Source organism: Wolbachia endosymbiont (group A) of Anomoia purmunda, assembly GCF_947251545.1.
Classification (GTDB): Bacteria; Pseudomonadota; Alphaproteobacteria; order Rickettsiales; family Anaplasmataceae; genus Wolbachia.
This window is the reverse complement of sequence record NZ_OX366362.1, coordinates 271780-296880: the sequence shown is the minus strand read 5'-3', so window position 1 is coordinate 296880 and position 25101 is coordinate 271780. Positions and strand designations below refer to the sequence as shown.

The 25101-nt window shown below is 36.1% G+C and carries 20 protein-coding genes, 1 tRNA gene, 1 rRNA gene and 2 pseudogenes; 17 read left to right on the top strand and 7 right to left on the bottom strand.

Features of this window, described 5'->3' with window-relative positions; all coding sequences use genetic code 11:
• Nucleotides 1-497 precede the first annotated feature (497 nt).
• Nucleotides 498-1112 (bottom strand): hypothetical protein, encoded by a 615-nt coding sequence (locus OPR57_RS01480; RefSeq protein ID WP_265036914.1) that lies wholly within the window; start codon nt 1110-1112, stop codon nt 498-500.
• A 153-nt stretch (nt 1113-1265) separates the two neighbouring features.
• Here OPR57_RS01480 and OPR57_RS01475 point away from each other — a divergent pair.
• The 6 genes and pseudogenes from OPR57_RS01475 to OPR57_RS01445 form a co-directional block, all read left to right on the top strand.
• Nucleotides 1266-2769: ribosomal RNA gene (locus OPR57_RS01475) — 16S ribosomal RNA — on the top strand.
• Nucleotides 2770-2869: 100 nt separating this feature from the next.
• A complete protein-coding gene (sdhC, locus tag OPR57_RS01470) occupies nt 2870-3247 on the top strand; it encodes a succinate dehydrogenase, cytochrome b556 subunit (RefSeq protein ID WP_010963112.1) in 378 nt (125 codons plus the stop codon).
• A complete protein-coding gene (gene sdhD / locus OPR57_RS01465; RefSeq protein WP_265036913.1) occupies nt 3244-3600 on the top strand; it encodes a succinate dehydrogenase, hydrophobic membrane anchor protein in 357 nt (118 codons plus the stop codon). The genes sdhC and sdhD overlap by 4 nt, the downstream gene beginning before the upstream one ends.
• 84 nt (nt 3601-3684) lie before the next feature.
• A complete protein-coding gene (locus tag OPR57_RS01460; protein WP_265036912.1) occupies nt 3685-4890 on the top strand; it encodes a hypothetical protein in 1206 nt (401 codons plus the stop codon).
• A 54-nt stretch (nt 4891-4944) separates the two neighbouring features.
• The gene (locus tag OPR57_RS07990) at nt 4945-5109 is read left to right on the top strand and encodes a WPE palindromic element domain-containing protein (RefSeq protein ID WP_410541085.1); all 165 of its coding nucleotides are present in this window, start codon (nt 4945-4947) and stop codon (nt 5107-5109) included.
• A 116-nt stretch (nt 5110-5225) separates the two neighbouring features.
• Nucleotides 5226-5810: pseudogene (locus OPR57_RS01445) on the top strand (sugar phosphate nucleotidyltransferase); the annotation flags it as partial.
• A gap of 12 nt (nt 5811-5822) precedes the next feature.
• Here the strand turns inward: OPR57_RS01445 and OPR57_RS01440 are convergent.
• Nucleotides 5823-7016: an IS4 family transposase gene (locus OPR57_RS01440; protein WP_265037484.1), complete on the bottom strand. Its 1194-nt coding sequence runs from the start codon at nt 7014-7016 to the stop codon at nt 5823-5825.
• A 101-nt stretch (nt 7017-7117) separates the two neighbouring features.
• On the opposite strand from OPR57_RS01440, the pseudogene OPR57_RS01435 reads away from it, so the two are divergent.
• Together OPR57_RS01435 and OPR57_RS01430 are read left to right on the top strand one after the other, a co-directional pair.
• Nucleotides 7118-7342: pseudogene (locus tag OPR57_RS01435) on the top strand (phage portal protein); the annotation flags it as partial.
• Nucleotides 7343-7544: 202 nt separating this feature from the next.
• Nucleotides 7545-7670, top strand: coding sequence for a hypothetical protein (locus tag OPR57_RS01430; RefSeq protein ID WP_265036910.1), 126 nt, complete (start codon nt 7545-7547; stop codon nt 7668-7670).
• Nucleotides 7671-7861: 191 nt separating this feature from the next.
• Here the strand turns inward: OPR57_RS01430 and OPR57_RS01425 are convergent, their stop codons facing one another.
• From OPR57_RS01425 to murJ, 3 genes are all read right to left on the bottom strand, one after another.
• Complete coding sequence (locus tag OPR57_RS01425) at nt 7862-10405, bottom strand: AsmA-like C-terminal region-containing protein (RefSeq protein WP_265036909.1); 2544 nt, start codon at nt 10403-10405, stop codon at nt 7862-7864.
• A gap of 67 nt (nt 10406-10472) precedes the next feature.
• Nucleotides 10473-10919: a hypothetical protein gene (locus tag OPR57_RS01420; protein ID WP_265036908.1), complete on the bottom strand. Its 447-nt coding sequence runs from the start codon at nt 10917-10919 to the stop codon at nt 10473-10475.
• A complete protein-coding gene (gene murJ / locus OPR57_RS01415) occupies nt 10901-12400 on the bottom strand; it encodes a murein biosynthesis integral membrane protein MurJ (protein WP_265036907.1) in 1500 nt (499 codons plus the stop codon). The genes OPR57_RS01420 and murJ overlap by 19 nt, the downstream gene beginning before the upstream one ends.
• A 150-nt stretch (nt 12401-12550) precedes the next feature.
• On the opposite strand from murJ, the gene OPR57_RS01410 reads away from it, so the two are divergent.
• From OPR57_RS01410 to OPR57_RS01375, 8 genes are all read left to right on the top strand, one after another.
• A tRNA-His gene (locus OPR57_RS01410) sits at nt 12551-12626 on the top strand.
• A 187-nt stretch (nt 12627-12813) separates the two neighbouring features.
• Complete coding sequence (gene mnmG, locus OPR57_RS01405; RefSeq protein ID WP_265036905.1) at nt 12814-14736, top strand: tRNA uridine-5-carboxymethylaminomethyl(34) synthesis enzyme MnmG; 1923 nt, start codon at nt 12814-12816, stop codon at nt 14734-14736.
• An 8-nt stretch (nt 14737-14744) separates the two neighbouring features.
• Entirely contained in the window at nt 14745-16553 is a 1809-nt protein-coding gene (locus OPR57_RS01400; RefSeq protein ID WP_265036903.1) for an aminopeptidase P family protein, read from the top strand.
• 121 nt (nt 16554-16674) lie between these two features.
• A complete protein-coding gene (locus OPR57_RS01395) occupies nt 16675-17040 on the top strand; it encodes a hypothetical protein (RefSeq protein WP_064125381.1) in 366 nt (121 codons plus the stop codon).
• 190 nt (nt 17041-17230) lie between these two features.
• Nucleotides 17231-17380, top strand: a complete 150-nt coding sequence (locus OPR57_RS01390) for a hypothetical protein (RefSeq protein WP_265036901.1) — start codon at nt 17231-17233, stop codon at nt 17378-17380.
• A complete protein-coding gene (locus tag OPR57_RS01385) occupies nt 17346-17498 on the top strand; it encodes a hypothetical protein (RefSeq protein ID WP_265036899.1) in 153 nt (50 codons plus the stop codon). The genes OPR57_RS01390 and OPR57_RS01385 overlap by 35 nt, the downstream gene beginning before the upstream one ends.
• A gap of 77 nt (nt 17499-17575) precedes the next feature.
• The gene (locus tag OPR57_RS01380; RefSeq protein WP_265036897.1) at nt 17576-18220 is read left to right on the top strand and encodes an alpha/beta hydrolase; all 645 of its coding nucleotides are present in this window, start codon (nt 17576-17578) and stop codon (nt 18218-18220) included.
• Nucleotides 18221-18225: 5 nt separating this feature from the next.
• Nucleotides 18226-19032, top strand: coding sequence for an SDR family oxidoreductase (locus OPR57_RS01375; RefSeq protein ID WP_265036894.1), 807 nt, complete (start codon nt 18226-18228; stop codon nt 19030-19032).
• 201 nt (nt 19033-19233) lie between these two features.
• Here OPR57_RS01375 and carB read toward each other — a convergent pair whose 3' ends face one another.
• Nucleotides 19234-22542, bottom strand: coding sequence for a carbamoyl-phosphate synthase large subunit (carB, locus tag OPR57_RS01370; protein ID WP_265036893.1), 3309 nt, complete (start codon nt 22540-22542; stop codon nt 19234-19236).
• A 1036-nt stretch (nt 22543-23578) separates the two neighbouring features.
• On the opposite strand from carB, the gene OPR57_RS01365 reads away from it, so the two are divergent.
• Complete coding sequence (locus OPR57_RS01365) at nt 23579-23737, top strand: hypothetical protein (protein ID WP_265036891.1); 159 nt, start codon at nt 23579-23581, stop codon at nt 23735-23737.
• Nucleotides 23738-23755: 18 nt separating this feature from the next.
• On the opposite strand, the gene OPR57_RS01360 is transcribed toward OPR57_RS01365, so the two are convergent.
• Entirely contained in the window at nt 23756-24952 is a 1197-nt protein-coding gene (locus OPR57_RS01360; protein ID WP_406831627.1) for an IS4 family transposase, read from the bottom strand.
• Nucleotides 24953-25101: the final 149 nt, after the last annotated feature.

The following is a 25101-nucleotide window of genomic DNA, read 5'->3' as shown; positions in this document are numbered from 1 at the left end:
ATATTAAGAAATTTACCAAATGGAAAAAAAAGGCAAAAGAAGCCCCGGTTACTCTCTATTGTCAATTTGGCGTTTTTTAAGTCTTAAACACTGCAATTTAGCTGCTTTTAAATGCAACTCACCTTAGCTTAAATGTTTAAGAAATTTACTAGGCAGAAAAAAAAGGCAAAGAAAACCCGTGCTAGCTAGTTATTCACTCTTTATTTTAAAATTTGACGTTGGGTGATGTCTTGAACGCTTTATAAGCGCGTTCAGCTTATTTAGATAAAAATCTAGATGTAGATGAAGTTTTGTAAAGACATACAGTATCTATATACTGCAAAAAATTAAACATAAGACGCCGATACATTAAGTAATCCTTACCTTTTAATCTGCAGATTGGCGAAAGCAAATACAATAGCTTCAGTTTCATGATAAGGGGGCTGGCGAAGGGTGTCAAGTAAGTTTTTTTGTTTCATCCGATGCGCTGCCAAAAGCTATGCAAAAAGTCTAATGAGTTAACTCCCATATATCCTGAGTAATTCTTGTGCATTAGCTTTGATTAGGATAGGGCATTTTCTGTCATTTAATAGGGAACGCAATATTTCAGTTGCACCTTTAATGTCGTTATTATGTATCTTTACTACAGCGATAGCTTCTTGGCTTGAATAAGGATACACTGCACTTGATTCTAAATTATCAATTTTATCTTTATTTATTTTTTCACCGTTGGAGTGAAGTAAGCTCATTACTTCTAAATATTGTGCTAACTCACGCAAAACATTAGGAGCATCTTTATCATCTGCCAAATCATTATAAATAGATGCTGTGTCTGTTGGCATTGAATCTGAGATACGATTGAATGCGTGTTCAAAATTTGCTAAATACTCCCAATTTGAACCTATTTCTTCTAGCAGCGGCTTATTATCTTTTTTTAAGAATAATACTTCGTAAAATTTGTCACCTGCAGTTATAGATTGTTTTGTGTTATCAATGTTGCGCAATAAGTATAGTGTAATGCCAACTAACATTGGCGCGAGTGCAAGCAGAAAGATGTATTTTTTCATGGTAATATTCCAAATAGTTATATATTTATACATTAATGCTTTTGATTTGCAAAAACATATTGACATAGTGATTATATCACATAATAATATTCTTAAAGTTGTTTGAATAGTTGGAGATTAAAATATTTCTAAAGTAGAAATAAAGACAGCAGTATTAAGCTAAATTATTTTTTGTCGGATTTATCCGATGTACCCTCAACCTTTTATAGGTTGAAGTCTAAATTTGAGAGTTTGATCCTGGCTCAGAATGAACGCTGGCGGCAGGCCTAACACATGCAAGTCGAACGGAGTTATATTGTAGCTTGCTATGCTATAACTTAGTGGCAGACGGGTGAGTAATGTATAGGAATCTACCTAGTAGTACGGAATAATTGTTGGAAACGGCAACTAATACCGTATACGCCCTACGGGGGAAAAATTTATTGCTATTAGATGAGCCTATATTAGATTAGCTAGTTGGTGGAGTAATAGCCTACCAAGGCAATGATCTATAGCTGATCTGAGAGGATGATCAGCCACACTGGAACTGAGATACGGTCCAGACTCCTACGGGAGGCAGCAGTGGGGAATATTGGACAATGGGCGAAAGCCTGATCCAGCCATGCCGCATGAGTGAAGAAGGCCTTTGGGTTGTAAAGCTCTTTTAGTGAGGAAGATAATGACGGTACTCACAGAAGAAGTCCTGGCTAACTCCGTGCCAGCAGCCGCGGTAATACGGAGAGGGCTAGCGTTATTCGGAATTATTGGGCGTAAAGGGCGCGTAGGCGGATTAGTAAGTTAAAAGTGAAATCCCAAGGCTCAACCTTGGAATTGCTTTTAAAACTGCTAATCTAGAGATTGAAAGAGGATAGAGGAATTCCTAGTGTAGAGGTGAAATTCGTAAATATTAGGAGGAACACCAGTGGCGAAGGCGTCTATCTGGTTCAAATCTGACGCTGAGGCGCGAAGGTGTGGGGAGCAAACAGGATTAGATACCCTGGTAGTCCACACTGTAAACGATGAATGTTAAATATGGGAAGTTTTACTTTCTGTATTACAGCTAACGCGTTAAACATTCCGCCTGGGGACTACGGTCGCAAGATTAAAACTCAAAGGAATTGACGGGGACCCGCACAAGCGGTGGAGCATGTGGTTTAATTCGATGCAACGCGAAAAACCTTACCACTCCTTGACATGGAAATTATACCTATTCGAAGGGATAGGGTCGGTTCGGCCGGGTTTCACACAGGTGTTGCATGGCTGTCGTCAGCTCGTGTCGTGAGATGTTGGGTTAAGTCCCGCAACGAGCGCAACCCTCATCCTTTGTTGCCAGCGGTCCGGCCGGGAACTCAAAGGAAACTGCCAGTGATAAACTGGAGGAAGGTGGGGATGATGTCAAGTCATCATGGCCCTTATGGAGTGGGCTACACACGTGCTACAATGGTGGCTACAATGGGCTGCAAAGTCGCGAGGCTAAGCCAATTCCTTAAAAGCCATCTCAGTTCGGATTGTACTCTGCAACTCGAGTGCATGAAGTTGGAATCGCTAGTAATCGTGGATCAGCACGCCACGGTGAATACGTTCTCGGGTCTTGTACACACTGCCCGTCACGCCATGGGAATTGGTTTCACTCGAAGCTAACGACCTAACCGCAAGGAGGGAGTTATTTAAAGTGGGATCGGTGACTGGGGTGAAGTCGTAACAAGGTAGCAGTAGGGGAATCTGCAGCTGGATTACCTCCTTAGGCTTTGCACATAACTTACCATTTTTAATGGTGGTGTTGTTATGTGCTATACTGCTGTCTTTACTTCTACTTTATTTTAATTTCCCGATAACGGAATTTTATGAGTGATAGACCTCTTTCTCCACATTTACAAATATATAAAGTACAAGTTACTAGTTTTTTCTCTATTATGCACAGATTGACTGGTATCTTGCTATTCCTTTTATTAATGATACTTTCTTGGTATTTCATATTACATGTTTACTTTCCTGAGTTACTTATAGTAAGGTACTTAAATGCATTATTATTCACTCCTGTTGCTAAATTAGCTTATGTCTTATGTTTTATAAGTTTTGTATATCATTTTCTTAATGGTATTCGTCATTTATTGTGGGATGTTGGGCTTAATTTAGAAATTACTGGTGTTTCAAGGAGTGCTATACTGCTGACAGTAACGCTACTCCTTTCTACTATGGCTTTTTTATTTATGTTTATATGAGTCAATCTGGAAATTCAGTACATCATTGGTGGGTTCAGCGTGTTTCTGCTGTAATCTTACTGTTCCTGTTTCCTTGGTTTATCTATTCATTTTCTTGCGCATTTTATACTGATAGCTCTTTGTCTTTTAGTGAAAAATTTATTAATCACCCTCTAGAGCTTTTATTTTTTGTTGTATTGTTGTTTTGCATTTTTTGGCACGCAGTTCTTGGAATGCAGGTAGTGTGTGAAGATTATATACACAGCGTATCTCTAAGGATTTTTACAATTACATGTATAAAGTACTTATCAAGCATTACTTATATAACCCTCGCTTTTACAATCTTTATCTTCTACAGGCATATTTTCTTGTAAAATCACCGGTGCTGTGTTAATATATTATTAGTGTACTAGTTTTATTATTGAACTATAGCATTATAGCGATTTTGGTTTGACAATATGTTTGAAGCATTAAAAAAGGGAGCAATAGATCTTACACTTAAAGCAAAAGGTCTGCTTACTTCACCTGAATCTCAAGTTTATGTCAAAGACCTTAGAAAGGTAATGATGTATGATGGAAAGAAATGCCAGTATCCAAAAAATTATGATGAAGTTGTAAAATCTGGGAAAATTATAGAAACTAAGAATAGCGAAGATAAGACTATATATAAACTTTTATATGGTGAAAAAGACAAAGATGGAAAGCAGCCAAGTTTTGAATTAACTCTTGTCAAGGAAAAGGACGATAGGTTTTATTTTACCATTGACTTTTTAGTTAATTCAGAAAAAAATAAGGATGTTAAGCACTATGATGGCTATTATAAACCATTTAGGTTTTCAAAAATCGATCTTGAGAAACATATTCCAATTTTTGAAGCTAAAAAAACTGAAAATTCTCAATATCCGTTTGAATTAACTAACTCTTCTGTGCTAACTAAAGAGGTAAAAAGTAAAGAAGGTAAAGTTCAGGAAGTTGTTGATGAAAAAGGAAGAAATGGAGAATTATTATACACTAGTGATGACAAAAAGCTAAGCACCCATTTTTCAGAAATTAGAGATCAGAATGGTAATCTAGAGCTAGATAAAAGTCTTATATCTGTTCCTATCGTTTTTGCTACAAGCTTGGCTAAAGTTTGTACTAAATTGTTGACTTCTCTTCCTATAAAGTTAGGGGAGTATTTAATAGGCAAACAAAACCCAATTGCAAAGTCTTTTGGTTATCTTTTATTTACTCCTGCAATGGCAGTAAAAAATTTAGTGGATATGGGAGCTACCATACTTAAGGCTCCAATTTTATTGTTTGTAGCAAATGAGAAAAAATATGGTGATGCTTACTTCACTATGTGGAAACATCAATTGAAAGGATGTTGGGAAGAAGCGAAAAGTGACTTTAATGTTATTAAAGGTGGAGAAAGGCTAAAGCCGGAGCAAAAGGATCATAAGCCACTTAGTATAGTGGGCACATGGGATGAGCTTAACGCTAGAAGGCCAAAGAAACAAGGGAATGATAAAGAAGTTAGCAAGAGTAATGAAATACTAAAGAGTCCTGAGGAAGAACAAAATAAGAGTAATGAAATATTAAGTGGTAAAAGAGGTCATGCTGATAAAGTAATAAGCAGACGGAATTCATTGCAAGACGAAAAAATTCAATTACCTCCTTACTAATTACAACTGTACGAACGTTGTGATTTGTAGGTAATTTTCATAACAAGCAGTGTCATGCCAGTGCTTGACACTGGCATCCAGTTTTTGGTAGTTTCATTGAAAATGCTGTATAGTGCGCTTGTTTATGATCGATTTTGCTGGATCCCAGTGTCTAGGCACTGGGATGACACCCTCCTGGTAAGCTCAAATCACAATGCTCGTACAGCTATGCCTCGCTAATTAGCTATTACTTTAATTAACATTTACTTTCTTTATTAACTATTCCACAACAAAAACTTGCATGCATTTTGCCCTCAGTATAAGATATTAATTATTTAATCAATTTTCTTAACTAAATGCGCCCTGTAATATTGTGTGGTGGTAGTGGTAGTAGACTTTGGCCTTTATCTAAGCCAAAGCAATTTCAGAAAATATTTAGTCAGAACACTATGTTTCACAACACTTTGTTGAGGCTAAAAAGCGATTATATGCCGCCCATAATTGCTACAAATATACAGTACGAGTCATTAGTGATGGAGGAATTACATGTGCTGCAAGAATATAAAGTGATTTTCGAACCAGTGAAAATTGGAACAGCAGCGGCAATATTAATTGCTGCACTTCTCTGCAATGAAAACGAGACAATGTTAATTCTGCCTTCAGATCATTTCATAGGTGATTTGAATAGTTTTTATGCTTCTACTCAAAAAGCATCTAAGTTAGCCTCTGAAACTAACTCTATAGTCACTTTTGGGGTTAAGCCTCATGAATTCAATTCTGAATACGGTTATATAAATGCAGTTTATGATCAGAAAGAAAAATATCATATAGTGAAAGATTTTACAGAAAAACCCGAGCATAAGTTAAGCAACGATCATTATTGGAACTCTGGAATATTTGTGTTTAAAGCAAAACGCTACATATATGAGATCAAAAAATCCATACGCGTCAAGTTAAGAAGCAAGGGTAAGAAAATTCAATGAACTTAAGGTGGATACTCTAGTTTTTCTATATCTATCTTTCACAGAAAATTGTGACCAGTCTGTGGTAAGTTTTTTCAGGAAAATTCTCAAATTATTAATTTTACTGCTTAACGCTAAAAACAACTCCCTAATCCTTCTTTTTAATTCAATGAATGCCTTTGTTAAACTCAGCTCTGTATTCTCTTTCAGTTTTATACAACCAACTATTCCATGAAATATAAGAATTGCGCACAATTTAGCGTATAGTTCACATAATACTCTGTATGGTTTTCCTTTAAGTTCGTCAAGCCTGATGTGACTCTTATACAATTTAAATAATAATTCAATCTGCCATCTTACCCTGTAAACTGTTAATACTTGTTCAGCGCTGATTTTACTCTCTGGAACGTTAGTTATGAATATCGACCAATCCAGCAATTTTTGATTCTTTTGAGAAGATGTATATCCATGTGATTTTGCTAACTTATTAGCCCTTCTTCTAATTATAGACTGTTCTTCAGTTAATTTTTGACATATAATTCTCACTTTAATTTTTACTTCTTTTCCTAATAGCACTTCCATCTCTAGAAGGGATTGACCTTCTAAACATTCCAACAACTCTATTTTTTGATTTGTTTCTATATCATATATATTGGTATCAGACTTATAACGACTAACAAAATATGCACCTGCTTCATCAATCTGTTTAAAAGAACTAGGCACAAAGTAGCCCAAATCAAATATTAGCAAATCATTGGCTGATAAACCGTTCAGATAATCCCTATAACCTTGATCCGACCTTATTCCTTCTATTAAATTTAACTTATCTAGCGCTTGGTTCAGGTAATCAAAGACTAACTGCAGCTTTATTCCTGATTTGGTATTACTCTCACAATCTCTATAGCTACTCCCATATCCTTTGTACATATCTTCCATGCTACTGGGCAGGCTAATATAATCCAAACCCTGTTTTGTAATTTCTATCGAGTCTTCATTTAGCAATTGGCACATTGTTTCTATGCTGCAATCACCAACTCCTATGTTACCAAAAACCATAGCTTTTATGAATGATGAGCCATTAAGTTTTCTCTTTCTTTTTATAAAACCTACTGCAATTGATATTTCGTCTGCTTTTTCATTAAAGAATTCATTGAGGTCTTTTGATAAGCAAGCTATTCTGTCCATTGTAAGTTCTCTCATTCACATATCCAAGAAGAACTTATACCTTATTCTTTTCCTTCACTCTATCAATTTTACTTACACTTTTCCTTAACTTGACGCGTATGGTTTTACCAACGCTAGAAAATATTATCTGTCACCTGAATTCTTGGCTGACACCAAGATTTGGTGAAGATCTGTGCTTGTCATACGACAAAGACGCAATAGAAATTCTTATGGAAAAGAGGCAAAAGTTGTGGAAATACGTAGAAAACGCAAGCTTCATGACGCTCAATGAAAAAAGAGAAGCATTTGGATTGCCACCGCTGCCGGGTGGGGATAAGCTGGATTAAAATTTTTATATACAATGTAAGTATAATAATAGACTTCTTGTATAACCATTGTTTATATGAAAAACCGGTAGCCCACTCTTTGGCAGCGTGTAACGCTGGAATCTCATTCCTTAATTTCACAATGTAAAAATTGCACCTATTTGCAAGCAATAATTTGTATCTGTTCAGGATAGCGGCAAGGTAGTATAACCATAGAGTAAAAGTGAGTTTACAACAAATGGTGTCATCCCAGTGCTTGACACTGGGATCCAGCCTTGCCGTAATCTCATCAAGAACGTTGTATAACACTTTTATGCTTACCAACTTAGTGCTCAATCAAAATTCCTAGATCCCAGTGTCAAGCACTGGGATGACAAGAAAGAAGCACTGGCTCTTGGATGGAAACCAGTGTCAGCTACTTTCATGACATCGTTTACTATGTCCATATTGCAATGTTCGTACAGTTGTATGTCACGCTACTTGGATGACAGGAGGTAATGCAAAAAGCCTATTGTCTCCTAAACCGTACACCTAAGTAAATTAACTATTTTTCTTGCCAACCAGAGCGATGAAGATTTGGTCTACATCAAAACTCATCTTAGGACGCCAAATAGGGCCATCCAAATGCATATCGATATAGATTGGATTACTATAATTTGGTGGTATGAAAAAGAACCTGAATATAGAATTTAAAGTGAAGTTAGATAAGGTTAAATTAGAAGAGATTGATCCTGATGCTTGATCAATCCCGAATTGTAAACTAGTTGAACATATACCACTCTTAATACTTGCTTTTCCGCTAATATTTTCAAAAAATGTACTGCCATTATATATATCAACATAAGCAAATGTGGAAATTTTAGACTTATTCTTACTGCTTAACAAATTAGTGATAAATGAATTGAAATCTACATTAGTAACTTCTATTCCTTGCGCTTGTAAGTTTACATCTCCTGATAAGTTACTAGCCCAATCATGAAAACTTTTTCCTTGAGTTTTGATTTCACCATTTAAGCTTACCTGACCATTTACATTGTCAATTCCTATAACCTTACCAATCTTTTTAGTGTCCAAATTTACAATAGAAAACCTTGTATTCATTGAGTCTGATCTTAAATAACCCTGAAAAAACACTTGCCCGCGTTCTAATACGTAACTTGCCTGCCTGATAGTGATAGTGTTGTTTCTCATTACCGCATCCAAATTAAAATCTTTCAAAACATTCTGCTCGGTTTTAAATTCTGCAGTATTGATTTGCACATTTGCATCAAAGCCTTCTTTATCATCCAAAAAATCAAGCTGCTTTGTTGACCATTGAATTTGATCTATCTCATTTCTTGAATTTCTTTTCTTCTCTACTAAATTTGGTAATGTAATAATTTTTCCATTAAATTTACTGCCCGTAAGGTTAACATCTAATAAAGGTTTGGCGTATTTTTGATCTGCTAATATTTTTGCATTACCGGTAATATCGAAATCTTCTCCAGATAGTTTTATTTTATCTGCAACTAGCTTACCTTTTTCCATTTTTAGCAAAAAATCCAAATTTTTAATTTTCGTATCATTCAATGTAAGGTTATTAACACTGGCCTTTATGTTTGCATCATACTGAAAAATTTTCAGCCATTGCATTTTAGGTAAACTGCTAAATAATGAATGATCATATTTATCTGCATCAAAATTATGCATGCTAAATTCACCATTGATCGCATTGTGTTTTTTTGTGTGGCTTACTCTAATTGACCCTTGCAAGGATTCCTTATTATTTAGCAGTCTAATGTCTGAGATAGATAATATTCTTGGTGCAAGGTACAATTTAGAACTTAGTGTAAATTGATTTTGCTGGTTTTCTTTCATCTTTATAGAAGGGAAAAAACATGAAATGAATGACTCAAAATCATTTCCTTCGACTAATAAATCACCGTTGAATTCAGATAGGACATTATTGTTTGAGATCTCTCCTGATAAGTAAGATATATTATTGATTCCAGGAAATTTAAGAAGCGTATTAACTTTTACTTTGCCATCAGTGGATTTTAGTACAGCACGGAAATTATCCAATATTTTGTTTTGATATTGAATGTTAGAAGCTTCCATATTAAAATTTAAGCTCAAGTTCTTTGGCACAACTTCTCTAAAACATTCCAGAAGGTCTTTCATATTCGTTGTTCTTTGTGAATCATTTTGTATGGAATCTAAATCAACTTTACTGAAGCTAATATTGAGATTAGTGTGATCGCTTTTTCTATCGTTTTGTATTGTACCACTGGCTTGCATGCTTTTGGAATCAATTTTTAAGTCAGTTGCCGTAAACTCACTTTCATTAAGACTTATATTGGATGATATCTTGATATTTTCGCTAGGAATAACACAAGAGAGAAAGCTAAGATTAATGATTTTTGCTAAATCACTCACAGAACCGAAACTGTTATTAATCGTTAGTGTTAAATTACCCTGGAGTTCTTCTTGATTTCTATTACCTGTAAATAGCAAATTTACAAAATTTGATTCAACACTAATGTGTACATTTCTTTTTGTGATATTAACCTTTCCTGAAAAATCGTAATTATTATTACCTACCTTTACTTTACCAGAGAATTGCCTATTTTTTTTTACAGCAACCTCCTTTATGTTAACAATATCAGCGAAATCACTCTTAAAACTTACTTGGCTGTCTTTTATTACTATATCAACTGTGTTACCACTGGCTTTTGTATTTATAATATTAATTAAATTTTCTTTATTGCTTTTCATGCCAAACAATGTGATTGATTTTGGTTGCAATGAAAATAAAAACAACGATAGGAGTGACGGTTTTACCTCAATTTTTCTTACACTAATTAAATCTGACAATTTTTGCTCTTTATTTTCGTTGTATTGTACGTATACATTATAAATAGTGAGCTTTGGGGTAATCAATGAAACTTTAATTTTTCCTCCAATATGCACTTTAGCATCATACGTCCTCTCCAGCTCTTTTATAATATATCCCTTGTAGCCACTCCAATCCTTAAAAGTTGCAGTAACGTGCATAAGAATTAATAGCAGCGAGATTGATAATATGGCGTATATTGAGAGCTTCATAATATGCCTCTTAATTGCAATAGAGTTACTCTATTTCCTACCTTTGTCATCTCAGTGTATATCTTTGTCATCCCAGCACCCACTCATAGCTGTACGAACATTCATTTTTGAAGGTAAATTGCACAGCAAATGGTGTCATTCCAGTGCTTGACACTGGAATCCAGAAATTTTGCTTATAACTGAGCTGATGAGCTAAAGGTAGTTGTCTTACGCTAAAACAAACGTTTTTAATTAAGTTGCATAGAAGCTGGATCCCAGTGTCTGGGCACTGGGATGACACCCCACTGGTGGGAATTGCTCCCAAACTACAACGTTCGTACAGTTGTGCACCCACTCCTGTCATCCCAGTGCTTGACACTGGGATCCATATTATTTTCATCATGGACATTATTTCAGCGTATGCTCCTAGAATCTGTTGTCTATTGCACAATTTGTAAATACTTTTATATCTGGATCCCAGTGTCAAGCACTGGGATGACACCATTTGTTGTACCTTCAGATTACATTTATACATGTTTTCAAATTTCCTCTAAAAGTTAGGTAAAGAATACCAAAATAAACAATAACACTCAAAGCTATTAACGTCGCTAAATAAACAATACGAGCTAACATTTTATCAAAAAATAATCCTGCCAACAAAGAATTAAAAATATAAAGGGCTATTGACATGACTGCCGTTGCTACAAAAATTTTCATGATATTTAACAATAACGCTTGGCTAACCTTATACATCTTATTTATTGTTAAATAACTAATTAATAGAATGGAGTTTATCCAAGTGGAAACGGAAGTAGCGATAGCAATCCCCGTGTGCTGATATTTGTTCATTAACATGAGGTTTAGCACTACATTAATTCCAAGGCACATTAGTGAAAACATAGTTGGTATTTTCAGATTGCCTTTAGCAAAAAATGTGGGTAGCAATACTTTATTTATAATAAATGCAGGTAAAGAAAGAGAAAATGCTATTAACGTGGGAGCAGTTTGCTGCACTGCATAATGATCAAACCGGCCGTAAGAAAAAAGCGTAAGTAAAATTATGTCGGGAATAATGATAAAGGCAGCAGTTGTTGGCATAATTAACATTAATCCTATGTTGAGAGCCTTGCTTTGTATTTTGACTATATTTTCAGTATTGTTCACCTGTTTTGAAATTAAAGGAAGAAGCACTGTACCAATTGCAGTACCGATTATTCCCTGCGGTAGTTGATTTAGTCTATCGGCATAATATATATAGGACACCGCATTTGGTATAAAACTTGCCATGATTGTATCAATCCATAAGCTTATTTGAGTTACACAATTGTTGATAATTGCAGGTATCACACGCTTAAAAAACAACCTTACTTCATTGCTTAATTCAAGGCTAAAAGAAAAAGCTGCCTTTAACTTGTATGCACTAAATAGTATCAAAAGTAGCTGGAAAATTCCTCCTATAAGGACAGCTATAGAAAGGTTGTGCGCTGGAGTTTTTACGTAAGGCACAAACAAACTGATGATTAAACAGAGATTCAAAATGATTGGTGCAATAGCTGTTGAAGCAAAATGCTGCTTTACCTGCAGCATTCCACCAATAAGTGATGCAATTGAAACAAAGATTATGTAGGGCATCATAATTCTTGATAAAGTAACAGTAAGGGTAAACTTACTTTGGTCAAATCCAGGAGCAAAAATTTGAATCATATAAGGGGAGAAAGTTTGCATGATAAGACAAAAAATTACTAAGATAATAAACGTAATGGATATTACACTACTTGCAAAATTAAATGCCTTTTTATTATCATATGATTCTGCCGAGTATAACGGTATGAATGAGGTAGTGAACGCTCCTTCTGCAAAAAATGCTCGAAATAGATTGGCAAAGCGAAACGAAGAAAAAAATATGTCTGCAAGAGAGTTTGCACCAATAACCGTAGCAATTAATACATCTCTTATTAACCCTGAGATCCTTGAAATAGCCGTAAAAAAACTAAATGTGAAAATACTTTTAAACATACCACTACTTCATTAGTGTCAATACGATTAACTATAATAGTAAAAGTATCAATGAAAATATTTATTGGCTAAACTTAAAATCCTCTACAAAAAGAGAGTTAAATAATCAATTGACTATTTGCGCTCTTATGTTAGAAATTTTATATCTTGGCGGGCGTAGCTCAGTTGGTAGAGCGTCAGTTTGTGGTACTGAATGTCGCCAGTTCGATCCTGGTCGCTCGCCCCACTAAAACCCGATAATTTGAAAAACCGTCATCCCGCTGCTTGTTAGCGGGATCTAGAGATACCGTGACGGTATGACGTGAGTTAGCTATACATTGGCCACTGATGATTGAAATAGTTAATTACCGTAAAATTTGACATTAACCGCTAATAGTTAGAATATTAGTAAAGTAAAAATTACTCAAGAAGGCATGCATAAATATGACGTAGTAGTAGTAGGTGGTGGTCATGCAGGGTGCGAAGCGGCTGCTGCGGCAGCTCGCCTTGGTGCAAACACGCTGCTTATAACTCATAAAATTTCAACTATAGGGGAAATGTCCTGCAACCCAGCAATTGGAGGAGTTGCAAAGGGTGTTGTAGTTAGGGAAGTTGATGCCCTTGATGGAATAATGGGAAGAGCAATTGATCAAGCAAGCATACACTCAGTCATTTTAAATAGCAGCAGAGGTGCAGCAGTATGGGGACCACGTGCACAGGCAGACCGAAAATTGTACAAGCAAGCAATACAGGAAATTATTCTAAATTATAACAATTTGACGGTAAAAGAAGAGTCGGTTGACGATTTCCTTATAGAGAGTAATAACAATGGAGAATTGTGCATTAAAGCTGTAATAACAAGCTCAGGGGAACATATACTAACAAGCAAAGTCGTTTTAACCACAGGAACTTTCCTGCAAGGTGTGATTCATATAGGAGAGCAGGTAACTCCTTCGGGGAGAATGGGAGATAAGCCTGCCGTAGAACTTGCAAATACGTTGAAAAAATATAATTTTAAATTAGGTAGATTGCGTACCGGAACTCCACCAAGGCTTGATCGTAATACTATAAACTGGTCAATATTGCAAGAGCAAGTGGGTGATAATCCACCTGTGCCGTTTTCTTACTTAACAGAAAAAATTAACCAACTTCAGGTATCATGCTTTATTACCCATACTAATGAAAACACGCATAAAATAATTAGAGAGAATCTGCACAGGTCAGCTTCTTCATATTTAGATGATATTGTTGCACCAAGATACTGCCCATCAATTGAAGTTAAAGTTAAAAAATTTGCAGAAAAAAGTAGTCATCAAATATTTCTAGAGCCAGAAGGGCTGGATGATGATACTGTATACCCAAACGGAATTTCAAATTCATTGCCTATTGAAGTGCAGCGTGAAATGATAAAGAGTATCAAAGGACTTGAAAATGCAGAAATACTAAGGCCTGGATATGCAGTTGAGTATGACTATATTGACCCACGAGAGCTGTTTCATACTCTCGAAACTAAGAAAATTAAAGGCCTATATTTTGCTGGCCAAATTAATGGCACCACTGGATATGAAGAAGCAGCAGGGCAAGGAATTATCGCCGGAATTAATGCAGCACTCTCTGCATCTGAAAAAAAAGAAAGCTTTGTTCTCCATCGTACAGATTCGTATATTGGCGTAATGATAGACGATTTGGTCACTAAAGGGGTGATCGAGCCTTATAGATTATTTACCTCACGTGCAGAATATAGGCTAGCTATCAGGTCAGACAATGCGGATAGAAGATTAACACAAAAAGGTTATGATATTTCCCTTGTTTCGCATGAGAGATACTCTGTTTTACAGAATAAACTTGAATCCATTAAGCAGCTTGAAGAGAAGTTAGGGAGTCTGACGATTACTCCTGAGCAGCTTAGATCTTATGGTATTAAAATATCTTATGATGGGATAAGAAAAACGGTATTAGATTTACTTAGCTATCCAAACATCGACTGGAATAAATTACAAGAAATATGGCCGGAATTAAACAGCATCACGCGCTGGAATGACGCCGCAATGGGTAGCATAACTAAGAATGAAATATGCGAAGCGGTTGAAATTGAAGCAAAATATAAACCCTACCTAATAAGGCAAGAAGCGGATATGAAGTTTTTACGAGAGGAAATTAACACTCAAATTCCAATTGATTTCAACTATTCACAAGTTAAAGGCCTGTCAAGTGAAGTAATAGAAAAGTTGCAGACGATAAAACCAGCGACGATTGGCATTGCAAAGCAAATACAAGGCATCACTCCTGCAGCGATAGTGAGCATATTAGTGTATTTGAGAAACAGGAAAACGAAAGTAGCTGCTAATTTTGTATGAGGTGTTCCATGTCAAAAATCGAAGAATTTCGTTCTTTTATGCACGAGATAAACGTTGATGCATTTATGTTGCATACTAAAGATGAATATTTAAATGAGTATTCAGAGGAGCTAACAAAGCTGTGTGGCTTCACAGGAACAAATGGGCTGCTTATTGTCACAAAAAACAACAAGTGTCCATTTTTTACAGATGGACGCTATATCACACAAGCTCACAATCAGCTCGATCGGGGCAATTTTCAAGTATATAATATACAAGAAGAGGATCCACGCGAATGGATAAAAGCAAACTTAACATCGACTGCCTCACTAGGTTATTATTTGCAATATTTTACCATAGAAGATATAAGAAAGTATGAGAATATCTGTAAATTAATACCCTGTTTAGCTGGAAAAAAAAGTGACTATCGAAAACAAGCAGTGGTTTTACATTCTATTAAATATGCTGGTGAAAGTAGTAAGGACAAATGTGAAAAAATAGCTAGAGGCATAGACAAAGAAGCCGAAGCAGTGCTCCTGACTGATCCAAATTCAATTTCATGGTTATTAAATTTAAGAAATGAAAATGCCAAATATACTCCATGTATATTGGGTCGTGCTATATTGTATAAAAGCGGTAATGTTGATTTGTTTATTCAAGATAAAGAACATTCAACTATAGAAGCAAATTTAGGCAATCATATAAATATTTTTGATACTAGTGAGCTAGAAAATTCGCTGCACAAGCTAAATTCAATAGTTATAGATCCAAACACAACTCCAATGAGTATTATGAATGCAATAGATCCCTTGCATAACCATTATTTGAGAGAAAAATCAGCTTCGGTGTCATTCCAGTGCGTGACGCTGGAATCCAGAAATAAAAAAGTATGGATCCCAGTGTCAAGCACTGGGATGACAAGAAGTAATGAAAAAGGTCTAGTAGAAAACAAGCAGGTAGCTGAAAGAGAGGATCCTTGTTTAATTCATAAAGCAGTAAAAAACCAAAATGAAATAGCTGGGGCTGTAAATGCACACATTAAAGATGGAGCAGCAGTTACAAATTTTCTATATTGGCTTGAAAGTAATGTTGGTACAGAGCTTGAAGCTGAAGAAAAGATTTTAGAATACAGAAAAGAGCAGAATTTGTTTAAACAATTGAGCTTTCCAACAATTTCCGCATTTAATGAAAATGGTGCAATAATTCACTATCGTGCAAGCAGTAAGACGAATAAGGTAATTCAGAAAAATGGACTATATTTGATTGACTCTGGTGGCCAATACCTTAGTGGCACAACTGATGTGACAAGAACTGTAGTAGTTGGTAATCCGACCAATGAGCAAATAACCCACTATACAATAGTGTTGAAAGCTCACATTGCTATAGCAAGTGTCATCTTTCCTCCTGGCACTACTGGTGGAGAATTGGATATATTGGCACGTACGCATTTATGGAAATTTGGAATGGACTATATGCATGGTACAGGGCATGGAGTAGGAAGTTACCTATCAGTACACGAAGGACCACAAGCAATATCAAAGGGAAATAAAGTGAAACTCACGCCAGGCATGATACTTTCCAACGAACCTGGCTATTACATTCCGGGAGAGTATGGAATAAGAATTGAAAATCTGATATATGTTGACAGGCAAGAGAATGGCTTCTTAAACTTTAAACAACTGACCTCTATTCCATATGATAGAAGACTAATAAATGTGCAAATGCTTACTAAGGATGAAATTGAATGGATAAATGGCTACCATCAATTTGTCTATAAAAACTTAGAAAGTAGCGTCAAAGATAAGGAATGGTTAAAGAAGGTATGTGACCCTTTATAAGCAAAGGAGCATTTTTTATTATTTAAAAAGTATTAATGCAGTTGTGACAGGTATTTTGTATTGTTTTTAATTTTAAAATAATATATAATAGAGAACACGTATTTTTAGGTAGGTTATAATTATGATAGACAAAGGGCAAGAAGATGAATTTATGAAGCAGTATATGGATACTTGCAAAGAGCAAATAGAAAAATTAGCCAAGGATCCTGAATTGCTTAATCAGACTTTAAAACCATTTATGCAAATGTCTCAGCAGCTTATGGCTGGCGGTATGTTAGAAGGGGCTATGCCTGGCATGATACCTGATTTGGGCAGTATGGATGTTAACAAGATGATTGCTCAGATGAAGGAAATGATTGACTACATAAGAGGTAACTATAAGGAACTAATGAAAGAGCACAGCTCGCAGATTCAAGAGCTTGATGAATCCAGTAAAAAGCTAAGAGGCTTAGTTAAAAAATTGATAGAAAAGATCGAAAGTAAGTAAATAACATCTGGATTTCTGTCATTCTATATACAACTTTCTAGTTGGACGGTAAGTCGAACTGATGTCATGCAAGTAGCTGACACTGGTTCCTTTATGACGGCAGTGCCCAGAGGTGTCATCCCAGTGCTCCTTTTTTTGTCATCCCAGTCCCCAGACACTGGGATCTAGCCTTTATTATGCAGTCACTTGGTTGAAATTAAGTCTTCTGGATTTTAGTGTCAAGCACTGGAATGACAGCAATACTGCGATTCATTCCATAGCTGTACGAACATTGTCTAGCAGGAGGGTGTCATCCCAGCGCCCCTATGATGTCATCCCAGTGCTTGACACTGGGATCTAGAAAAATTGATTGTGCACTATGCAACATTTTCGATCAAAAGCTGGATTCTAGTGTCAGCTACTTTCATCTGCCACGCGAATTGCCTGCAAATTGCAATGTTCATACAGTTATGAGCTAGTGTACATAATTGCACATGGGTTTTTACAAATTTGAAAATTAGTGTTAAATAAAAATATAAACGTAAAAGGAAAAGAAATGATTGAACTTAAAGGCCCAGAAATTTGTGCAGGCGGAAATAAGAAAAATTTGATTATTTTTTTACATGGTTGGGGCTCAAGTGGCGATAATTTTATTCACCTTGCCAAAGTTATGAGCAAGTTTTTACTGGGTTCATATTTTGCAGTACCCAATGCTCCGTTTGAGAGAGAAATAGGTGATGGTTATCAGTGGTTCAGTTTGGAAGATCGTAGTGAGGAAGCGCTATATAATGGAGTAAAAAATGCTACATCAATTGTAAATCATTTCATTGATACAAAATTAAAGGAGCTTAATTTAAAAGATACGCAACTTTCTTTAGTTGGATTTTCTCAAGGAGCAATGCTTGCAATACATACAGCTCTCACCCGCTCTCAATCCTGTGCATCAGTTGTTGCATACTCTGGTAGGTTTCTTTCACCTTCAAAAACTGCACCAGAGATCAAGTCAAAACCTAACATATGTGTTATCCATGGTGATGCTGACGACGTGGTACCTTTTTCGTCCCTCGACTTAGCGGTTAAAGCTCTGAAAGAAAATGGAATAAATGTTGAAGGACACCCAATTCATGGATTAGGGCATATTATTAATGAAGAGGGAATAAAATTAGGAGTAGAATTTATCAAGAAGAATTTTAAAAATTAATTTTCATGCACTTGTTTTGCTTTGGTTATGGATATGTGGCCAAATTTTTATCGAAAAAGCTACTGAACTTAGGCTGGAAAGTCAGTGGCACATCAAGAAGTAAAAATATACAAAATGTAATCCTCTTTAATTATGAGAAAGTTAGTCAAGATCTGCTTAAAAGCGCAACGCACGTTTTAATTTCTATTCCTCCAGATGGTGATGATGTTGTGGAGAGATACGGTGATTGCCTGCAAAATGTTAAATGGTTTGGTTATTTGTCTGCAACTAGCGTCTATGGTGATCACTCTGGTAATTGGGTGAATGAGGAATCTGAAACAAAACCTATAGAAATCAGAGGAGAAAAGCGCCTTAGATCTGAAAAGAAGTGGCTGAATAGTAAACTGCCTGTACATATTTTTCGTTTAGCTGGAATATACGGTCCTGGTAGGAATGTGTTAATTGACTTGCAGCTTGGCAAAGCAAGAAATGTGAAAAAAGAAGGGCATTTTTTTTCTCGTATTCACGTTGAAGATATATCGAATATTCTATTTTCTTCCATGCAAAACATGAAACCTGGTGAAATATACAATTGTGCAGACGATTTACCCACTACACAATCTGAAGTGGTAATGTATGCAGCCAAGCTTCTCAATGTTAGCCCTCCAGAGCCAATTGAGTTACCAGATTATGCACAGAGTTTTTATTTAGGATCAAAAAAAGTAAGTAATGTTAAAATTAAAAAAGATCTTAATGTCTCTCTAATTTACCCTAACTATAAGGTGGGATTAGAGAGTTTGCATGTAAAAAAAACTGAAATCACATCAGAATGATAGATAGGCCTATTGTTTAATTTTGTGATTGTCTACGTCCAGGAAAATGTTCTCTAGGTAAGATTATGGAGTATTCGTTGTAGCATTTGGCTGTTCAATTACGCTAGTTGATTCTTTAGGTATACTATTTCCTTCAAAATTTCCATCTTTTTATTATGTTCTCTTTAGCATTTTGAGAGTGAATTATTCTAGTTTTGATATTTAAACGTTTTGTATCTGCTGTAATGATTTCACTTCCAATTTGCTATTCTTTACATATTGAATTGCAAGCACTAACGCTTTACTCCCAGAAGCTGTGGTACTGTAAGCTATATTTTGCAAAATAGCAGTTCTCCTGATATCTTTGCTATCTGAAACTGATTTCACACCTTTTGAGGTATTGATCACTAGATTTATTTTTCCATCTTTGAGCATATCAACTATGTGGGGTCTTCCTTCTCTCACTTTATTTACAGCTTTTGCAGCAATGCCGTTATTGTTCAGATACAAAGCTGTGCCTTTGGTGGCATATATTTCAAAACTCAGTTCTTTCAACATTCGTACAACAGGCAATATATACTCTTTATCATCATCTTTTACTGAAACCAGAGCTGCTCCTTCTGTTGGTAACTTGTATCCTGCAGCCATATGCACTTTTGCAAGTGCAGCTTCGAAAGATGAGTCAATTCCCATCACTTCTCCTGTTGATTTCATTTCAGGACCAAGTAGAATATCAATTCCCGAAAAGCGCGTGAATGGAAAAACAGCAGCTTTAACTGCAAAATGATTGAAAGGCTTGTTTTCCTGATTCAATTTTTTACCCAAAATAACTTGAGTGGCAAGTTTTGCAATAGGGATGTTAATTACTTTGGAAATAAAAGGAACTGTGCGACTAGCCCTTAGATTCACTTCAAGTATGTATACATCACTCTCTTGAACAGCAAACTGAATGTTTATCAGACCTTTCACTTCTAGTGCAAGAGCTATTTTTTCAGTTTGTAGCTTAATCTCTTTTATTACTTTGTTACTCAATGTATTTGTTGGTATTGAGCACGTTGAATCGCCAGAGTGGATACCAGCTTCTTCAATATGCTCCATGACCGCTGCAATAAAAACTTTTTCCCCATCACATACAGCATCAACGTCAACCTCAACTGCATTGACTAAAAATTTATCAAGAAGCAGCGATCCGTGTTCAAAAATTTTGGTTTGATTCAAGACATACTCTTTGAAGCTCTGAGTATCGTGTCTAATCGACATAGACTGACCGCCAAGGACATATGATGGCCTGACTACTAGTGGAAACCCCACCTTTTCTGCGTTGGTTAACGCTTCTTCTACTGAATGGCAGATAGAATTTTCAGGTTGTTTTAAATTAAGTTGCAAAGCAAGGTTTTTAAACCTCATGCGATCTTCTGCAAGGTCAATAGAATCAAACGAAGTTCCCAGAATTTTGAAACCTCTCTCGTTAAGCACTTTGGCTAACTTTAAAGGTGTTTGACCACCTATTTGAACTATTACACCAACCAGTGTGCCATTTTCTTGCTCTTTACTTAGTATTTCAAGCACATCATCTGCAATCAGTGGTGCAAAATATAAACGATCAGCGGTATCGTAGTCAGTTGAAACGGTTTCTGGATTACAGTTGATCATTATTGTTTCATACCCCATTTCTTTGGCGGCAGAAGCTGCATGTACGCATGCATAATCAAACTCAATACCTTGACCAATGCGATTTGGACCACTTCCTAAAATGACAACCTTTTCTCGGTCAGAAATATTCGCCTCACATTCCGTTTTATTTTCAACATCACCCTCATAACAGCCATACATATAAGCAGTGCTCGATTCAAATTCAGCTGCACAGGTGTCTACACGCTTATAAACTTGTTTAATGCCAAATTTTTTTCTTATTTCCTCAATTTGTTTTACTCGATCTCCAGCGTGTAACGCTGGCTGGATCCCAGTGTCACGCACTGGGATGACATTAGAGGGTACTGGGATGACAGAGGTAGATCTATTACTTAACTTTGCTAATCTTGCATCTGAAAATCCCATTTTTTTCAGCTCTAACATTTCATATGCAGTTTCAGGAAGGCCGTTTTCCTTGATTTTTTGTTCAGCCAAGATGATTTGCTGTATATTTTGCAGAAACCATAAGTCATATCCTGTAATCGAATTTATTTCTTCTATGCTAATTCCGTGGCGCATTGCGTCAGCAGCAATCAGTAATCTGTTTGGCAGCAATTTTGCTAATTGAGATTTTACGTGATCAATATCAATGTTCTCAGGAAATACTTCATCAAGTCCTGTAAGATCAGTTTCAAGTGAACGAAAAGCTTTCTGCAGTGACTCATTAAAAGTGCGGCCTATAGACATTACTTCTCCCACTGATTTCATGGAAGTTGATAGTTCACAATTCGTTCCCTTAAATTTCTCAAACTCAAATCGAGGGATTTTAGTAACGATATAATCAATCACTGGTTCGAATGCTGCTGGTATTATTGGAGCACAGTCGTTACGTATTTCATCGAGCGAATAGCCAATAGCAAGTTTAGTTACAACTTTTGCAATAGGATAGCCTGTTGCTTTTGAAGCAAGTGCAGAAGAGCGAGAAACCCTTGGATTCATTTCAATTACAACAAGGCTTCCATCTTCTTTAGGATTCACTGCAAACTGAACATTTGCACCGCCGGCACTAACATCAATTTCTCTCAGCACTGCTATAGATGCATTTCTCATCTGTTGGTATTCTACGTCACGCAGAGTCAAAGCAGGAGCAACAGTTATGCTATCCCCAGTGTGCACTCCCATCGGATCAACATTTTCTATCGAACAGACTATTATGCAGTTATCTTTACAATCGCGGATAACTTCCATTTCATATTCTTTCCAGCCGATAATTGATTCATCTATCTGAACTTCATTTATTGGCGAAATTTTGAGAGCACTTTCTGCGATATTGAAAAACTCCTCTTTATTATATGCTATGCCACTACCTGCGCCACCAAGAGTGAATGATGAACGAATGATTGCTGGTAATCCAACGTAATCCAAAGCCTTTTTTATTTGTTCTTGATTTTTTATAATGATACTTTTGGGGTATTTCAGTCCTATTCTATCCATGGACTTACGGAATAACTCTCTATCCTCTGCTTTTTTTATTGCTTCTCTGTTTACCCCTATTAATTCTACATTGTATTTGTCTAACACTCCATCATCTGCAAGTTTTATTGCGCAATTGAGTGCTGTTTGCCCGCCCATTGTTGGCAATATTGCGTCTGGCCTCTCCTTAATTATAATTTTCTCTATGATTTCAGGCAGTACCGGCTCAATATAAGTTGCATCAGAGAATTCAGGATCTGTCATTATAGTTGCGGGGTTGGAGTTAACCAAAATGACTTTATAACCTTCACTTTTTAATACTTTACAGCTTTGCGTTCCAGAATAGTCAAACTCGCATGCCTGACCTATAACTATTGGGCCTGCTCCTATTACTAATATAGATTCTATATCTGTGCGTTTCGGCATAATTACAATAACGGTCTCTATTCAAGTAATGTTACCAATCTTTCCTGTATATGTGAATTTTTATTAAACCTATTAGCTAACTACTTTTAGGCTTGACACAGTTATCTAAGTGAGGAAAGTCACCTCTCCCCACTCGACTTCAAAAACGGACTTGTGACTTTCACCACATCCGGCTTCTCTCTAACTTGGTGTTTGTCATACATACTTCTCCATGTAATTAACATTTCAAAGCTTGGTAAATTTGTTTTTATAGCTTAAATACAGCATTCTCTATACTACTAGAGAAGTCGTATTCATTCATACCTAACACTTAATGTTGGCTCATAACATATTAACCACTACTCACAACTTTACCTTCCAAATTACAGTGTCCACGTCAGCATATCCTAAACATTACTTTAGGCCTTGGCTTCTTAGACAATCCCTCATTATAGGTGCATACGGGTGGCTCCCTGCTTAAAGAATAAGAGCATCTATAATGTTACTCCGTTCCATAAAATTGTTTCATGTTAGACTTAGGTTCCAACTTTTTGCCGGGAGATGGGAAACATCTTAATCAGACCAGTCAAGTTCTAATTATCCATTTTCTCCGTACCTTTTGGTCTATGCGTTAACCAACCTTATTTCGCATATCGTTCGTTACGACAATTCAGGCATTGGTTCCTCTCGTAACCATATCTAACTCTGTTTGCAGGGATTCACTATAAGGTTTAGTGTTACCTGCTTTTATCTCATGCTTGCATCCTAGAGGTTGCCACTCTCTAAAATGTGAGACATACATTATCCCTGATGTCTAGGGAAGATGGAATTTAACCATCACAAAATCACGACTTTCGGGTCGCACTAACTGTACGAACATTGCAATTTGCGTGGCAAGTGGTGTAATCCCAGTGTCTGGGCACTGGGATTACACCCTGACAATCGTCATCCCGCTACTTGTTAGCGGGATCTAGAGATACCGCGAATGAATCGCGGTATGACGTAGGACTGCTGTCATTCCAGTCTGGAATCCAGCCTTTATTATGCAGCCACTTGGTTGAAATTAAGTCTTCTGGATCCAAGTAGTCAGGGCTACTTGGATGACATCCTCCTGATAGACAATGTTCGTACAGTGTCAGCTACTCAGATAACAGGAAGAAGGTGCTGGGATGATAGGAGAAGAAGGCTACTTAGATGGCAGGGAGGGGCTACTTGAATGACCATACGTGTCAAGTTAAGAAGCAAGGGTAAGAAAATTCAATGAACTTAAGGTGGATACTCTAGTTTTTCTATATCTGTCTTTCACAGAAAATTGTGACCAGTCTGTGGTAAGTTTTTTCAGGAAAATTCTCAAATTATTAATTTTACTGCTTAACGCTAAAAACAACTCCCTAATCCTTCTTTTTAATTCAATGAATGCCTTTGTTAAACTCAGCTCTGTATTCTCTTTCAGTTTTATACAACCAACTATTCCATGAAATATAAGAATTGCGCACAATTTAGCGTATAGTTCACATAATACTCTGTATGGTTTTCCTTTAAGTTCGTCAAGCCTGATGTGACTCTTATACAATTTAAATAATAATTCAATCTGCCATCTTACCCTGTAAACTGTTAATACTTGTTCAGCGCTGATTTTACTCTCTGGAACGTTAGTTATGAATATCGACCAATCCAGCAATTTTTGATTCTTTTGAGAAGATGTATATCCATGTGATTTTGCTAACTTATTAGCCCTTCTTCTTCTAATTATAGACTGTTCTTCAGTTAATTTTTGACATATAATTCTCACTTTAATTTTTACTTCTTTTCCTAATAGCACTTCCATCTCTAGAAGGGATTGACCTTCTAAACATTCCAACAACTCTATTTTTTGATTTGTTTCTATATCATATATATTGGTATCAGACTTATAACGACTAACAAAATATGCACCTGCTTCATCAATCTGTTTAAAAGAACTAGGCACAAAGTAGCACAAATCAAATATTAGCAAATCATTGGCTGATAAACCGTTCAGATAATCCCTATAACCTTGATCCGACCTTATTCCTTCTATTAAATTTAACTTATCTAGCGCTTGGTTCAGGTAATCAAAGACTAACTGCAGCTTTATTCCTGATTTGGTATTACTCTCACAATCTCTATAGCTACTCCCATATCCTTTGTACATATCTTCCATGCTACTGGGCAGGCTAATATAATCCAAACCCTGTTTTGTAATTTCTATCGAGTCTTCATTTAGCAATTGGCACATTGTTTCTATGCTGCAATCACCAACTCCTATGTTACCAAAAACCATAGCTTTTATGAATGATGAGCCATTAAGTTTTCTCTTTCTTTTTATAAAACCTACTGCAATTGATATTTCGTCTGCTTTTTCATTAAAGAATTCATTGAGGTCTTTTGATAAGCAAGCTATTCTGTCCATTGTAAGTTCTCTCATTCACATATCCAAGAAGAACTTATACCTTATTCTTTTCCTTCACTCTATCAATTTTACTTACACTTTTCCTTAACTTGACGCGTATGGTAATCCCAGCGCCCCTATGATGTCATTCAAGTAGCTGACACTGGTTC

Coding starts and splice junctions, on each gene's coding strand:
- OPR57_RS01480 (WP_265036914.1), bottom strand. CDS start 1,112: ATGTCAATATGTTTTTGCAAATCAAAAGCATTAATGTATAAATATATA.
- sdhC (WP_010963112.1), top strand. CDS start 2,870: ATGAGTGATAGACCTCTTTCTCCACATTTACAAATATATAAAGTACAA.
- sdhD (WP_265036913.1), top strand. CDS start 3,244: ATGAGTCAATCTGGAAATTCAGTACATCATTGGTGGGTTCAGCGTGTT.
- OPR57_RS01460 (WP_265036912.1), top strand. CDS start 3,685: ATGTTTGAAGCATTAAAAAAGGGAGCAATAGATCTTACACTTAAAGCA.
- OPR57_RS07990 (WP_410541085.1), top strand. CDS start 4,945: ATGCCAGTGCTTGACACTGGCATCCAGTTTTTGGTAGTTTCATTGAAA.
- OPR57_RS01440 (WP_265037484.1), bottom strand. CDS start 7,016: ATGGACAGAATAGCTTGCTTATCAAAAGACCTCAATGAATTCTTTAAT.
- OPR57_RS01425 (WP_265036909.1), bottom strand. CDS start 10,405: ATGAAGCTCTCAATATACGCCATATTATCAATCTCGCTGCTATTAATT.
- OPR57_RS01420 (WP_265036908.1), bottom strand. CDS start 10,919: ATGTATAAATGTAATCTGAAGGTACAACAAATGGTGTCATCCCAGTGC.
- murJ (WP_265036907.1), bottom strand. CDS start 12,400: ATGTTTAAAAGTATTTTCACATTTAGTTTTTTTACGGCTATTTCAAGG.
- mnmG (WP_265036905.1), top strand. CDS start 12,814: ATGCATAAATATGACGTAGTAGTAGTAGGTGGTGGTCATGCAGGGTGC.
- OPR57_RS01400 (WP_265036903.1), top strand. CDS start 14,745: ATGTCAAAAATCGAAGAATTTCGTTCTTTTATGCACGAGATAAACGTT.
- OPR57_RS01395 (WP_064125381.1), top strand. CDS start 16,675: ATGATAGACAAAGGGCAAGAAGATGAATTTATGAAGCAGTATATGGAT.
- OPR57_RS01385 (WP_265036899.1), top strand. CDS start 17,346: ATGATGTCATCCCAGTGCTTGACACTGGGATCTAGAAAAATTGATTGT.
- OPR57_RS01380 (WP_265036897.1), top strand. CDS start 17,576: ATGATTGAACTTAAAGGCCCAGAAATTTGTGCAGGCGGAAATAAGAAA.
- OPR57_RS01375 (WP_265036894.1), top strand. CDS start 18,226: ATGCACTTGTTTTGCTTTGGTTATGGATATGTGGCCAAATTTTTATCG.
- carB (WP_265036893.1), bottom strand. CDS start 22,542: ATGCCGAAACGCACAGATATAGAATCTATATTAGTAATAGGAGCAGGC.
- OPR57_RS01360 (WP_406831627.1), bottom strand. CDS start 24,952: ATGGACAGAATAGCTTGCTTATCAAAAGACCTCAATGAATTCTTTAAT.